Consider the following 13900-nt stretch of genomic DNA (forward strand, 5'->3'; position numbering starts at 1 on the left):
GACCTGCACGGGAACAATTGACCACAATGATTGGTGATTTGTTTCTTTTTCCGGAGCGTTTCTTATGAACGGCCGTGTATTTCGGGCCATCCTTCGTGTCTTTGCCCTCTTTGTACTTACCTGTTTCGTCTTTGCGTTCCTTTCTTCAAGCGCGGTGAGGGCGCAATCTGACCAACCTACGTTGATTGATTTCTGGATCGCTGATGAAAAGCTGTTCCTTGAGGTTGGATTGAATGCTGAAGCACTGTTGCTTGGGTTTGATCCAACACGGCATGAAGTTCTTTCCGGGGATCCGCAGTATCTGACACTGCGGCAGATGGCGGCATCGGAACTGGAGCCACAGATCAGAGCGTTTGTTGAAACGTGGGTGCAGGACGTCGAAGTCCAGGTTCCCGAGCGTTTGAAACTGACTTTGGAACGCGTGGTTGTCTCTGAAGGCGGTGGTCAGGAAGAAGCGCGTGTTACCAAACTGCTGCTAACAGCACCTTTTCCGGATCAAGCTTCGAACCTGAAACTGCGCTGGCCGGTTGATGGCGGGCCGATTGTGCTGCGGCAGCAGGGCGTTGCGGCCCCCTATACCAGTTACTTGGCGGCTGGTGAAACCAGCCCTCTCATACCATTGCGCGGAGGGGCATCCTTGACGCCGCAACAGACACTACAGACGTTTTTTGCGTTGGGGATCGATCACGTCATAAACACGCCGTTCACACCGTGCTTGCTTGCCCTGGTTCTTGTGTTTCTGTCCTTGTCCTTGCGAGCAGTCGTGGCGCAGGTGGTGTTTCTGTCAGTTGGCGTGTTCGTTGGGCTTGGCTTGGCTGTCTACGACGTTTTGAACGTGCCGACCTATGTTGGTTTACACGCGCCGACGGCGTTCGTCATCGGGCTGGCGTTGTGGAACCTCGTGGCACGACGGTTGCAGGTCGCGCGCCTGTTGACGGTGTTTGCTGGCGGAACAGTGTTTGGATTGGCTTTGGCAAGGGCTCTTAGGGCTATCGGCGTGCCGCCGGACCATCAGCTTCCAGCGTTGTTGGGGTTTGGGGCTGGGGTTTTGGTGCCGCTGGTTTTGGCTGCCTCGGCTGCGTTTGGACTGGCGCTTTTGTTTGCTGGCGGTTCGCATAGGACCCGCAGCCGGATTGCAGTTCTGGCCTCAATCCTGATTGCAGGGCTCGGGGTGTATTGGCTGGCCGAGCCCTGGATGCTGCGTTGATGCAGGGTTAGGACATCCCTGCTGTCAGAGTGTTAAGCGCGCCAAGCGGATCGTCGCTGTTCCAGATTTCGTCCCCAATTCCGAAGAAATCGGTGCAGGGGGCAAGGTCGCGGATCAGGTCGGGCCCTAGCCCACCTTCGGCCACAACCGGAACTTCGATCATCTCGGACCACCATTGGAACAGGTCCTTTTCTGCGCGGGTACCATCGCCCAACGTGGCCGTGCCAACAGGTCCGAAGGCCACGTAATCGGCCCCGCTTTCACCTGCTGTCATGCCATCATGGCTGGAGGCACCGCAGAAACTACCAACAATTGCATCCGCGCCCAATTCCTTGCGCGCAGCCCTGACGGACCGAGCCGCGTCGTCCAGATGCACCCCGTCCAGACCCAGACGCTGGGCCAGCAGCACGTGGTTCGAAATAACTATGGCCACATCACGCGCATGGGCGACTTCCCGGCAAGCGTCGGCCGCGCGGGCGATTGTGTCTTCGTCGCTTCCGGCCAGCGCCAGGCGGATGCAGGCGATGTCGGCCCCGTCCAGTACCGTTGCCAGCTTGTTTGTGAAGGTGCTCAACTCGATGGTCGGAGGCGTGATCAGGTAAATCTGCGGCTGCTCGGGGGTGTCCATGGGCGCGTCCTTCGGTTTTTGGTCTTTGGCGCGGTTTAGCGGATTGCGGCGGGGAAGCAAACTTTTATGCCTGCCGAGGCGGTATTTGGAAACAGAAGAAAAGGATCGGGTTGCCCTGTTGACGCCGTCGGATTAGAGCGGGCGGAACTTTTCGGAGACAGCCATGCCCAGCGATACATCTCAGCCATCCTTCGTGCTCGTGCGCCCGCAGATGGGCGAAAACATCGGCGCCGCCGCGCGCGCGATGTGGAATTTTGGTCTGGACCGTATGCGCATCGTGGCCCCACGCGACGGCTGGCCGAATCCCAAGGCCGTGGCCATGTCCAGCGGGGCAGGGCGGTTGCTGGATGAGGCGCAGCTTTTTGACGATCTGGCAGGATCGCTGGCTGACAGCACGTTTGTCTTCGCAACAACAGCCCGACAGCGCGGGTTAACCAAGCCGGTCTACAGCCCAGAACGTGCGATGCAGATCGCGGCTGAGAAAGTCGCAACAGGTGAAAAAGTCGCCGTGTTGTTCGGTCCTGAACGCGCAGGGCTTGAGAATGAGGACATCGCAAAGGCCAACGCGATCATCTCGGTTCCGGTGAACCCGGAATACGCCTCGCTGAACCTGGGGCAATGCGTGTTGCTGACCGCTTATGAGTGGATGCGCCAGACCGGAGACGTGGTGCATGAGGCCACCGATCTGGGCAAGGGCGACTGGGCCACAGGGATCGAAGTGGAAAAACTGGTCGAGCATTACGAGGATCGTCTGGAAGAGGCCGGGTTCTTTTATCCCCCTGAAAAAGCAGAGGGTATGAAAGTTAATCTACGTAATCTGTGGTCGCGGATGCGGATGACACGCGCCGATGTGCAGATGCTGCATGGGATCATGCGGCAGATGGTCCGCTGGAAAGACAATAGCTGAGGCTGGACCTATCTTCCACCAAGCCCTAGCTTGCGACAAAATCAGGACATGAGGACAGCATGAGCGGTAAGCGCAGCATCTTCGAAGAGGTCTCGGACACCGAAAAACAACAAGCCGTGCAACCGGGAATGATCGACCGGGGACGCGGCGGCGCGCGTCAGGCGATCCGCGTTTGGCTTATGATCCTGTTTGCCCTGGTCGTCGTGATGATTGCGGTTGGTGGCCTGACACGCCTGACCGACAGCGGCCTTTCGATCACGGAATGGCGTCCGATCACCGGGGCCATCCCGCCGATGAATGAGGCGGACTGGCAAGCGGAATTCGATAAATACAAGCAGATCGACCAATGGCGCATCCAAAACCAATGGATGGAGTTGAATGATTTCAAGTTCATCTACTGGTGGGAATGGGGCCATCGTCAACTGGGCCGCGTGATCGGACTTGTCTGGGCCATTGGCTTTTTTGGCTTTCTTGCAGCGCGCAAAATTCCAACCGGCTGGACTGGTAAGCTGTTGATTCCGGGCCTGTTAGGCGGTGTTCAGGGTGCGGTCGGCTGGTGGATGGTCGCCTCAGGCGTGACGCAGGGTGAGGGCATGACCGCCGTTGCCAGTTATCGTCTAGCCACACATTTGGGTCTGGCTTTTGTGATCCTGGGCTTTCTGGCGTGGTACATCTTTGAATTGGGCCGCGAAGAACGCGACCTGATGCAGGCGCGCCGCGCGAAAGAGGCGAAACTATTCTCGCTGTCCACCGGTCTGATGCATTTCGCCTTTTTACAGATACTCGTTGGGGCGCTGGTTGCTGGGATCGACGCTGGGCGGTCCTACACCGATTGGCCCTTGATTGGCGGGCAAGTGTTGCCGCCGGATGCCACTGCGTTGGAGCCGATGTGGCGGAACTTCTTTGAAAGTCCCGGATTGGTGCAGTTCATTCACCGCTGTGCGGGGTATCTGCTGTTCATCTTCGCCTTCATCGTCTGGCGTCGGGGTGGAACCAGCGCGCATCCGCAGACACGTTTTGCCTTCAATGCCGCCTTTGCCGCGCTGGCGTTGCAGGTTGTCGTCGGCATCGTGACCGTGGTCTATGGCGCACCTTGGCAGATCGCGATCTTCCACCAATTCATGGCCGTTGTCGTCTGGACCCTGATCCTGCGTGCTCGGTTCCTGACCGCTTATCCCATCGCAACATCCCTGCGCGGAGTTTGATCCAATGACCGCTTTCAATGAACTCATGGCCTTTCAGCGTGAAACCTCGGCTTTGGGCCAGATTGCCGGGCGGCTGGGTTGGGATCAGGAAACCGTCATGCCGCGTGGGGCTGCCCCGCAACGTGCCGAAGAAATGGCCGCAATCGAAGCGGTGCTGCATGCGCGCCGGTCCGATCCGCGTGTGGCGGAATGGCTTGAGCAAGCCGCGCCACAGGACGAAGTGGGTAAGGCCCAGTTGCGTGAAATCCGCCGGGCCTATGAGCGTGCGGTGAAAGTGCCTGCTGATCTGGCAACAGCGATCGCCCGTGTGACATCCGCTGCGCAGGGGTCTTGGGCGCAGGCGCGGGCGGATGAAGACGTCTCGGCCTTTCTGCCGGTGCTTGAAGAGGTCGTGTCACTCAAACGGCAGGAGGGCGAAGCCCTTGCGCAGGGCGGGGACGTCTATGACGCCATGGTCGAAGATTACGAGCCCTACACGACCGGCACGCAGATTGCGGCCATTTTTGATGAGATGCGCCCACGTTTGGTTGCCCTACGCGCCGCAGTATTGGATCGCCCGGAACCGGCAGCCCTGAATGGCAGTTTTGATGAACGGACCCAGATGCGCCTGACGCAAAAGCTGGCGACGACTTTTGGGTATGATCTGAACAATGGCCGTGTTGACAAGGCGGTGCATCCGTTCAGCTCGGGCAGTGGGCTGGATGTGCGCATCACCACGCGAACCAGTGAAACGGACCCGTTCAACTGCTTTTATTCCACGATACACGAGGTCGGCCACGCCGCTTATGAACAGGGTATCGACAAAGCTTATTTGCTGACCCCGCTTGGGAACGGCGTGTCAATGGGCGTGCATGAAAGTCAAAGCCGCATATACGAAAACCAATTGGGTCGTTCGCGTGCCTTTACTGGGTGGCTGTTCGGACAGATGACTGAGGCATTCGGCGATTTCGGTATCGCTGACGCGGAGTCGTTTTACGCTACGGTAAACCGTGTTCATAACGGCTATATTCGGACCGAGGCTGATGAAGTGCAGTACAACCTTCACATCATGTTGCGCTTTGATCTGGAACGCGCACTGATGGCCGGAGACCTGCAAGTGAGCGAGCTCGAGGCCGCCTGGAATGACAGGTTTAAAGCCGACTTCGGCTATGCGGTCGACAAACCTTCGAATGGCTGTTTGCAGGACGTGCATTGGTCGGTTGGATTGTTCGGGTATTTCCCGACCTATTCGCTGGGCAACGTTTATGCAGGATGCTTGTTTCAGGCGCTGCGTGCGGCAGTGCCAGGGCTGGATGACCGATTGGCCGAGGGTGACACCTCGGGTGCGACGGGCTGGTTGCGCGAACAAGTTCAACAACATGGCGGGCTTTATGCACCCCGCGATGTCATTGCACGCGCCAGCGGTGTAGAGCCGGGGCCAGAGCCTTTGCTTGCGTATCTGGAAAAGAAGTTTGGGGCTTTGTACGGGCTGTGACCTGAGAATTCGGTCTCCGGACTGCGTGCAGAAAGGCCGGATTTCTTTGGTAATGCGGCCGCGACAACGGTGATTTTTTTCGTATTTCACCTTAGACGGACCGTTCCAGAGATGATTGCCGTTGGCGACGTCAATACCGCGCGTGTGACACCATATCGCGATCCAGTACGTGAGGCATCATTGACTTGGTGTTCACGCTTGACAGGCCTTTATAAGATAGGCCCGGATCGATTTTTGGGGTGTAAGGAATTGTATTATAGAAAGCTGAAAATACTTCCAGTCAGCGTCACCGTTTCAACATAGGTAACAATGTTGAGGGGATTTACCCTAAATGAGGAAAAAGGGTGGCCAAATTGTGTCCGGGATACTACGTATTTTCAAGTCTATGTAGCACTCTAGTTGGAGTGCGAATTTGTAAAAAGTGTTTCAAGGGTAGGGGTTAAACACATGGCACTGAAACGTAATGTGGCCGCGGTTGCCTTAGTTGGGGTGTTGGCTGGTAGCGCCGCCTCGGCGTTGAGTGTGACAGCTATTTCTCCTTCATGGCAGAACGTGAATCCAACGACTGGTATTACGGAAAGCAGTTCTGGTTCTACGATCTCGCTGCGTTGGGGCGGTGGCAGTAACCCAAGTGGTTATGATTTTACGCCGACGGGAACACCAATATTGAATCTTTCGCCGGACACAGCTTTTGACCTGGGACAGTTCACGCACCTCAACTTTCCGATTCCGGGGGACGTACTGAGTTCGGTCGATCTTGTCGTCGATCTTCAGATCGGCGGCGGACCTCTGGTGTCATCAACCTTTTCACTGACACATAATGAGACCTTGAATCGATCGGCAAATTGTCCTCAGGATCCAACACCTTGCAACGATGTTGTGACAATTGCCAACACACTTGGTTCTCAGAACTTCACCTTTGGTGGACAGAATTATGTGTTCTCGGTGCTTGGCTTTTCACAGGACGGTGGTAACACGATTTCTACTGGATTCAGTACGGTGGAAGAGGCGCAGAACTACGCAACGCTTTATGGTCAGTATACGATCGCGCCTGTTCCGCTGCCAGCAGCCGGGTGGCTGCTGCTTGGAGGTATTGGTGGGCTGTTCGCATACGGACGTCGCCAAAAGCGCAAAGCGGCTTAGGCAAGGTTTCTCCACCACGCGTTCATTCGTGCGGTGTAGACTTTTCGAATACAAAAAACCCGAGGTCATCGAACCTCGGGTTTTTCTATTTCCAAAGGTTGGAACGATTACTCTTCTGTCTCGTCCTCGCCTTGATCGGCGATCCAAGCCACGCTGACAACCTCTTCGCCCTTACCGGTGTTGAAGACCCGCACTCCGCCCGCGCTGCGGGATCTGAAGGAAATCCCATCCACCGGCACCCGGATCGACTGACCTTTGGACGTGGCCAGCATGATCTGGTCATCGATCTCGACCGGGAAGGACGCCACAAGCTCACCGCCGCGCATCGCCTTGTCCATGGCGGCGACGCCCATACCGCCGCGTCCGCGAACAGGATAGTCATGGCTGGAGCTCAGCTTGCCTGCGCCGCCAGTGGTGATGGTCAGGATCAGGTTCTCGGCTGCCGACATCTGAGCATAGCGTTCCTGCGTAATCGAGCCCGGCGCGGCTTCGTCTTCGTCCACCTCACCGTCATCGGCAATGCCAGCCACGGCGCGGCGCATCTTGAGGTAAGCTGCGCGTTCATCCGGGTCGGCCTCAAAGTGCCGGATCACAGACATCGACACAACGCGGTCGCCATTGGTAAGTTTGATGCCGCGCACACCGGTGGACTCACGTGAGTTGAAGACACGTACATCGGTGGTGCGGAAGCGGATTGCACGGCCTGAATTGGTGACCAGCATAACGTCTTCATCTTCCGAACAGATGCGGGCATTCACCAGTTCAACGCCCTCGGGCAGCTTCATGGCGATCTTGCCGTTGCGGCGGACATTGGTGAAATCCGACAGTCGGTTACGACGTACGTCACCCGCGCTGGTGGCGAAGACGATTTGGAGGTTTTCCCACTCTTCATCCGGCACATCCACAGGCATGATCGCGGCGATAGATACACCGGTAGGAATTGGCAGGATATTGACTATGGCTTTGCCTTTGCCGGTCCGGCTGGACTGCGGCAGACGCCAAGTCTTGAGTTTGTAGACCATGCCTTCGGTGGTGAAGAACAGCAGTTGGGTATGCGTGTTTGCCACGAAGAGGTTGGTGACGACATCCTCTTCCTTGGTCTGCATTCCCGACAGGCCTTTGCCGCCACGTTTCTGAGCACGGAAATCGGCCAGCGGTGTGCGCTTGATGTAACCGCCTGAGGTTACGGTCACGACCATATCCTCACGCTCAATCAAGTCCTCGTCTTCCATGTCGCCGGACCAGTCGACGATCTCGGTGCGGCGGTCGACAGCGAACTTTTCGCGGACGTCGCGCAGCTCATCACCGATGATCGACATGATGCGTTCGCGCGAGGAAAGAATATCCAGATATTCCTTGATCTTGGCTGCTAGTTCTTCCAGCTCGTCCGTGACCTCTTTGACACCCAACTGGGTCAAACGTTGCAGGCGCAGTTCCAGAATTGCGCGGGCTTGAACCTCGGTCAGGTTATAGGTGCCATCGTCGTTCATCTTGGACAGAGGATCGTCGATCAGACGAAGATAACCTTCGATCTCAGCAGCAGGCCAGCGGCGGGTCATCAGCTTTTCGCGCGCTTCGGCGGCGTCTGCCGAGGATCGGATCGTGGCGACTACCTCGTCCACGTTCGACACGGCCACGGCCAGACCACACAGAATGTGGCTACGCTCGCGCGCTTTGCGCAAGTCGTAGGCGGTCCGACGGGCAACAACATCCTCGCGGAAGTCGATGAAGGACGTCAGGAATCGGCGCAGGGTCAACTGCTCGGGTCGGCCGCCGTTCAGCGCCAGCATGTTGCAGCCAAAGGAAGTCTGCATCGGAGAGAACCGATAAAGCTGGTTCAGAACCACCTCGGGCGTGGCATCGCGCTTCAGTTCGACCACGACACGCACACCGTTGCGGTCGGATTCGTCCTGCACGTGGCTGACGCCTTCAATACGTTTCTCGCGCACCGCTTCGGCGATCTTTTCGATCATCGAGGCTTTGTTTACCTGATACGGGATCTCATCCACGACAATCGCATAGCGATCCTTGCGGATTTCTTCGACACGAGTCTTGGCGCGGATGATGACGCTGCCGCGACCTTCCAGATAGGCCTTGCGCGCACCAGATCGGCCCAGCATGACGCCACCCGTTGGGAAATCGGGGCCGGGGACGTATTCAATCAACTGCTCTGAGGTCAGGTCAGGATCGTCGATCAGGGCCAGCGTGGCGTTGACCACCTCCCCCAGATTGTGAGGCGGAATATTGGTCGCCATACCCACGGCGATACCACCGGCGCCGTTGACCAGCATGTTCGGGAAACGCGCGGGCAGAACGGTTGGCTCTTTGTCTTTGCCGTCGTAGTTGTCCTGAAAATCAACCGTCTCTTTTTCGATATCAGCCAGCAGTGCGGCAGCCGGTTTGTCCATCCGCACTTCGGTATAACGCATGGCCGCTGGGTTATCGCCGTCCATCGAACCAAAGTTGCCCTGACCGTCCAGCAAAGGCAGCGACATCGAGAAATCCTGCGCCATCCGCACCAGCGCGTCATAGATAGCTGAGTCCCCGTGCGGGTGGTACTTACCCATTACGTCGCCAACCGGGCGCGCAGACTTGCGGTAGGCTTTGTCATGGGTGTTCCCGGTTTCGTGCATCGCATACAGAATCCGGCGATGCACCGGCTTCAGGCCGTCACGCAAATCCGGGATCGCGCGGGATACGATGACCGACATGGCGTAGTCCAGATAGGATGTGCGCATTTCGGATTCGATGGAGACCGTCGGGCCGTCATACACTGGGCGCTCTGGCGGGGTTTCGTCCATGTTTTCAGGAATTTCTGGCGTATCGCTCACGTAAACTGCCCGATCTTTGGCTTGGGTCTATATCTTGTGGATGCACCTTATCAGACCCGGCACATAAGGTGCAAGCAAGCAGCGCATTGAGTGCGAAAAACCACGGTAACGTCCCGGTAACATATTGTTATCCAAGAATTAGAAGGTTTCTGTGCTAGCCTGAAGAGACCTTGCAACAAACCAGAGGTCCGCATGAACCCAAGCGAAACCGAATTGATGCTAAAGGGGTACGGTCTGACAACGGCGGAATTCTTCTACCATATGCCCGACTATATCCACGTACTAAACACGTTCATCTGGCAGGACTACGACCTGGCGCCGGATCATCCGAAACTGTTCGAATTCATCGATTTCTGGCAGCGAGAGATTGAAGGTCCGCTGCATTCGGTCAAATTCACCCACCGCAAGATGATTGCACCGGGTGAGTGGCGTAACATGGTTGGCGAGTTTCGCGTGAATTGAGTGGTCGGTAATGCCTGACTGACCATTGAATTACCCGTTTTCATTTAAGGCAAGTCGGGTAAGGTGACGGCCAATCTGTTGCTGCCACAGGAAAACAAACCATGACAAAAGCCTTTCTTTTTGCTGCGGCGCTTTGCCTAAGTGGTCCCGCTTGTGCCGAAGGCGTTCTGGACAAGATAAAGAAGGGTGCTGAAAACACCGCAGAAGCGATCGGTCGCGGCGCGGAAAGCGTCGGTGATACTGTCAACAAAGGCGCTGCGGTCGTCGATGAAACCATCGATTCCACGTCGGACTTGCTGTCCAACGAAGCAACGCCGGAAGAAACGCGTGCCAAGCTGGACGTGATGGCAGGAGAAATCCTTGATCAGTTGCTTGCCGAAAACCCCGAAGCGCAGTCACTCTATGACGTCAGCGCAGGTTATGCGGCCTTCGACTCGCGCAAGATTTCGGTGTTTCCGGTATCGGCAGGGTATGGGCGCGGTGTGGCCGTTTCAAAAGACACTGGTCAGCACACCTATATGAACATGGGCACGGGTGGTGTGGGCGCGGCCATTGGCATTGGCGGCTTTGAGACCAAGTTTGTGATCCTGTTCGAAAGCCCTTCAGATTTGGACAACTTCATTCTCCATGGCTATGACGCGACGGCTGAAACCGGCGCCATGTATGGAGAAGACAAAAAGGGCGAAACCGTGCGCTTTAGCGATGGGCGCTCTTTCTTTGTGCTCAGCAAAAAAGGATGGCGCGTGTCGGCAGGTGCGTCCGGCACCAAGTTCTGGAAGTCGCCCGAACTGAACTGATCAACCCGAGCAGCTTGCGCCGCCAAGAACGCAAAACTTGGCGCAGTGGGGATGGTTAAGGTGAACATCCGCCTCGGCTTCGGCCAGGCTGTGCCCCATCTCGAATTCGGGCTCATAAGGCAGCAACGTGCAGGCCAGAACGGCAGGGCGATCCGCACCTTTGCGTTTGACCACCATGCGCGAATTGGCACACATCACCGCATTTGGGGATTTGTCCAGAATTCCCCAGCACGCCGTCGTAATTTCAGGCACTTCCACGGATTCGTCCATCTCGGGGAATAGAACGGTCTGAGCTGGATTGTTCGGGTCGATGTCAAAGTCATGCCGGGCGAAGAACGCAGCATAACCAGCGCGGCTTTCTGCATCCGTGTCTCCCCACACCGACCTGCCTGCGATCGCCATGTTGAAACCGTGATCGCGCAACCACTCCATCCCGGTAACGGTTTTGTCGAAACTGCCCTTGCCGCGCTCTTCATCATGCAGGTCGGGGCGGTAGTGATCGACTGAGATGCGCAGCGTAAGCTTGTCGTTGTATTTGCTCTGCAACTCCAACAATCCTTCTCGCATCTTGCGGCGCATCATCGGGGCCATCGCATTGGTCAGAATCAAGACCTCATACCCACGTTCCAGCGCGGCACGAGTCATCTCGATCATCTCGGGGTTCATGAAGGGTTCGCCGCCGGTAAAGCCGATCTCGCGCACGGGCCAATTGCGCTCGTCGATCTGGTCCAGATAATCACGGATTTCATCCGCGGTCAGATAGACCAAAGCATCATTGGTCGGGCTGCTAGCGATATAGCAGTTCACGCATTCGATGTTGCACAGCGTACCTGTGTTAAACCAAAGCGTGTCTGGCTGGGTCAGTGAAACTGTTGCGCGGGTCTGCCCGTCTGCTGTCACCAGTTTGTCTTGGAACTTGCCGATATTGGCAAGCTGAGGGGCATTGTCTTTCATTCCCGCGTCCGGCTTTTGCTGAAATCTTTGGTTCGAACTAGCGTGTTGTCGGGGATTTGGTAAGGGTGACGCGGCGGTTCTAACAGAGTTTTGATGATCTTTGAGTTTTCATTTTTGGTTGCGCTAACATTGGACATGCAAGTTGGGTCGGGTTAAGGACAGCTTATGGTTTCACGCGTCATCCCTGTTGATCCTTTTGATCTGATTATTTTCGGCGGCACTGGTGATCTGGCGCAGCGGAAAATTCTGCCTGCCCTGTATCGTAGGTTCTGTGCCGGGCAATGGCATGATGACACGAAAATCCTTGCAGCAGCCCGGGCGAACCATACTGCGGAAGAGTTTCGCGAGATGGTTGCCGATTCTTTGCGCCAACATGCGCCGAAGCGGGCGCAGGACAGCCGGGCGCTGACCGGGTTTCTGCAGCGGGTTGACTATGTGCCTCTGGATGCAATGACAGCAGAAGGCTGGGATGTTCTGGGCCAAAAGCTGTCATCGGACCGCATAAGGGCGTTCTACTTCTCGGTTGGTCCAAGTTTGTTCGGCCCGCTGGCCGAGCGGGTCAGGGCGCATAATCTGGCGACGGACGACACCCGCATCGTGGTGGAAAAACCGTTTGGCCATGATCTGGACAGTGCGCGGGCCCTGAATGCCACGCTGGCTGCGCATTTCGACGAGAGCCAGATTTACCGGATCGACCATTATCTGGGCAAGGAAACCGTGCAGAACCTGATGGCTGTGCGCTTTGGCAACATGCTGTTCGAACCCTTGTGGAACAGCCAATATGTCGACCACATTCAAATCACGGTTGCTGAAACCGTGGGGATTTCCGGGCGTGAGGAGTATTACGAGCGCGCAGGCGCAATGCGGGACATGGTGCAGAACCACCTGATGCAATTGCTCTGCCTGATCGCGATGGAACCTCCGGCCAAATTTGATCCCGACGCGGTGCGCGACGAGAAACTCAAGGTAATCCGGGCGCTTGACCAGGTAGAGCCGCATCACATTGTGCGCGGCCAGTTCGCTGCAGGGCCCGAGGGTCCGGGATACCGAGACTGCGTTGGCAATCCGCGTTCAACCACCGAAAGCTATGTAGCGTTGAAGGCCCACATCAGCAACTGGCGGTGGGCTGGTACGCCGTTCTATCTGCGCACGGGTAAGCGGTTGGTGGCGCGGTCTTCGGTGATCAATGTGATGTTCAAGGACGCGCCGCATTCGATCTTCGGGGAAGAAGCCGGACGGCACGCCAATGCATTGTCGATCCGTTTGCAACCCAATGAAGGGATCACCCTGAAGGTGACGATCAAGGAACCGGGGCCGGGTGGGATGCGTCTGGTCGATGTCCCACTGGACATGAGCTTTGCCGAAGCCTTGGGACCCGAAAATCAGGACCCGCCAGATGCTTACGAACGGTTGGTGATGGATGTGATCCGGGGCAACCAGACGCTGTTCATGCGCGGGGACGAGGTCGAGGCCGCCTGGGCCTGGACCGATCCAATCATCGCTGGCTGGCTGGCGCGCGGCGACGTGCCGAAACCTTATGACAGCGGCAGCACAGGGCCGGGCGACGCCGAGCTGCTGATGAAACGAGATGGTCGCCGTTGGCAAGGAATCAAGCCATGAATATTCAGGAATATGCAGACCGCGAAATGCTGGCCATCGACGTGGCAAATGCTTTGGCGGGCGATCTGGAGGCTGCATTGTTGCATCATGACACTGTTGCGCTGGCCGTTCCCGGTGGGACAACGCCGGGGCCAGTGTTTGACAGCCTTTGTGCAGCGGACGTGGCGTGGGACCGTGTGCGAGTTTTGCCAACAGATGAACGGTGTGTACCTGCCGATCACGAGCGTTCCAACGAGCGTCTGATTCGCGAAAGACTGCTGACGAACCGGGCGTCTGTTGCGCATTACATTCCGCTCTATGTACCCGGTGCGGAACCCGAGGCGGCGTTGCCCGAAATCGAATCTCTGATTGCGCCGGTGTTGCCGTTGTCGGTTCTGGTTCTTGGAATGGGTGATGACATGCATACGGCTTCGTTGTTTCCGGGTATGGAAGGGCTGGCTCAGGCATTGGGCAGTGATGCGCCTACATTAACCGTCGCGCGCACCGAGGTGCAGCCCGAGGCGCGCATTTCCCTGACCGCGCCGGTCCTGGATGGGGCATTGTCCAAGCACCTGATTATCTACGGTCAGACCAAGCGCGACGCGTTGGAAAAAGCCATGTCGCTGCCACCGGAAGACGCACCAATCGCCGCTGTGCTGAGCGGTATGACTGTCCATTGGTCGGAGTGAACAC

Annotated in this window: 12 protein-coding genes; 9 read left to right on the forward strand and 3 right to left on the reverse strand. The window is 57.0% G+C overall.

Going from position 1 to position 13900, the window contains the following annotated elements; translation table 11 throughout:
• The first annotated feature begins 64 nt into the window (after window positions 1–64).
• Window positions 65–1207 carry a HupE/UreJ family protein gene (locus GS630_RS06010; RefSeq protein ID WP_171711903.1) on the forward strand — a complete coding sequence of 381 codons (1143 nt, stop codon included), beginning with the start codon at window positions 65–67 and terminating at the stop codon, window positions 1205–1207.
• A 7-nt stretch (window positions 1208–1214) separates the two neighbouring features.
• Here GS630_RS06010 and GS630_RS06015 read toward each other — a convergent pair whose 3' ends face one another.
• Window positions 1215–1835 carry a thiamine phosphate synthase gene (locus GS630_RS06015; protein WP_171618901.1) on the reverse strand — a complete coding sequence of 207 codons (621 nt, stop codon included), beginning with the start codon at window positions 1833–1835 and terminating at the stop codon, window positions 1215–1217.
• 163 nt (window positions 1836–1998) lie between these two features.
• Between GS630_RS06015 and GS630_RS06020 the strand changes: the two genes are divergently transcribed.
• The 4 genes from GS630_RS06020 to GS630_RS06035 all read left to right on the forward strand — a co-directional run bounded on the left by GS630_RS06020 (window position 1999) and on the right by GS630_RS06035 (window position 6564).
• Window positions 1999–2742: an RNA methyltransferase gene (locus GS630_RS06020; RefSeq protein WP_171180024.1), complete on the forward strand. Its 744-nt coding sequence runs from the start codon at window positions 1999–2001 to the stop codon at window positions 2740–2742.
• Window positions 2743–2801: 59 nt separating this feature from the next.
• Window positions 2802–3947 carry a heme A synthase gene (gene ctaA, locus GS630_RS06025; RefSeq protein ID WP_171180027.1) on the forward strand — a complete coding sequence of 382 codons (1146 nt, stop codon included), beginning with the start codon at window positions 2802–2804 and terminating at the stop codon, window positions 3945–3947.
• Between the two features lie 4 nt (window positions 3948–3951).
• Window positions 3952–5421 carry a carboxypeptidase M32 gene (locus GS630_RS06030; protein ID WP_171237666.1) on the forward strand — a complete coding sequence of 490 codons (1470 nt, stop codon included), beginning with the start codon at window positions 3952–3954 and terminating at the stop codon, window positions 5419–5421.
• Between the two features lie 447 nt (window positions 5422–5868).
• Window positions 5869–6564 (forward strand): THxN family PEP-CTERM protein, encoded by a 696-nt coding sequence (locus GS630_RS06035; RefSeq protein ID WP_171180031.1) that lies wholly within the window; start codon window positions 5869–5871, stop codon window positions 6562–6564.
• A gap of 107 nt (window positions 6565–6671) precedes the next feature.
• Here GS630_RS06035 and gyrA read toward each other — a convergent pair whose 3' ends face one another.
• A complete protein-coding gene (gene gyrA, locus GS630_RS06040; RefSeq protein ID WP_171237665.1) occupies window positions 6672–9395 on the reverse strand; it encodes a DNA gyrase subunit A in 2724 nt (907 codons plus the stop codon).
• A 192-nt stretch (window positions 9396–9587) separates the two neighbouring features.
• On the opposite strand from gyrA, the gene GS630_RS06045 reads away from it, so the two are divergent.
• Together GS630_RS06045 and GS630_RS06050 are read left to right on the forward strand one after the other, a co-directional pair.
• On the forward strand, window positions 9588–9857 hold the full coding sequence (locus GS630_RS06045; RefSeq protein ID WP_171180035.1) for an usg protein: 270 nt from the start codon (window positions 9588–9590) through the stop codon (window positions 9855–9857).
• Window positions 9858–9958: 101 nt separating this feature from the next.
• Window positions 9959–10654 carry a hypothetical protein gene (locus GS630_RS06050; RefSeq protein ID WP_171180037.1) on the forward strand — a complete coding sequence of 232 codons (696 nt, stop codon included), beginning with the start codon at window positions 9959–9961 and terminating at the stop codon, window positions 10652–10654.
• Here the strand turns inward: GS630_RS06050 and GS630_RS06055 are convergent, their stop codons facing one another.
• Window positions 10655–11608 (reverse strand): radical SAM protein, encoded by a 954-nt coding sequence (locus GS630_RS06055; protein ID WP_171180039.1) that lies wholly within the window; start codon window positions 11606–11608, stop codon window positions 10655–10657.
• A gap of 165 nt (window positions 11609–11773) precedes the next feature.
• On the opposite strand from GS630_RS06055, the gene zwf reads away from it, so the two are divergent.
• Together zwf and pgl are read left to right on the forward strand one after the other, a co-directional pair.
• Window positions 11774–13228 carry a glucose-6-phosphate dehydrogenase gene (zwf, locus tag GS630_RS06060; protein ID WP_171180041.1) on the forward strand — a complete coding sequence of 485 codons (1455 nt, stop codon included), beginning with the start codon at window positions 11774–11776 and terminating at the stop codon, window positions 13226–13228.
• A complete protein-coding gene (gene pgl / locus GS630_RS06065; RefSeq protein WP_171234357.1) occupies window positions 13225–13896 on the forward strand; it encodes a 6-phosphogluconolactonase in 672 nt (223 codons plus the stop codon). The genes zwf and pgl overlap by 4 nt, the downstream gene beginning before the upstream one ends.
• Window positions 13897–13900 lie beyond the last annotated feature (4 nt).

Source organism: Ruegeria sp. HKCCD7303 (assembly GCF_013111185.1).
Classification (GTDB): domain Bacteria; phylum Pseudomonadota; class Alphaproteobacteria; order Rhodobacterales; family Rhodobacteraceae; genus Ruegeria.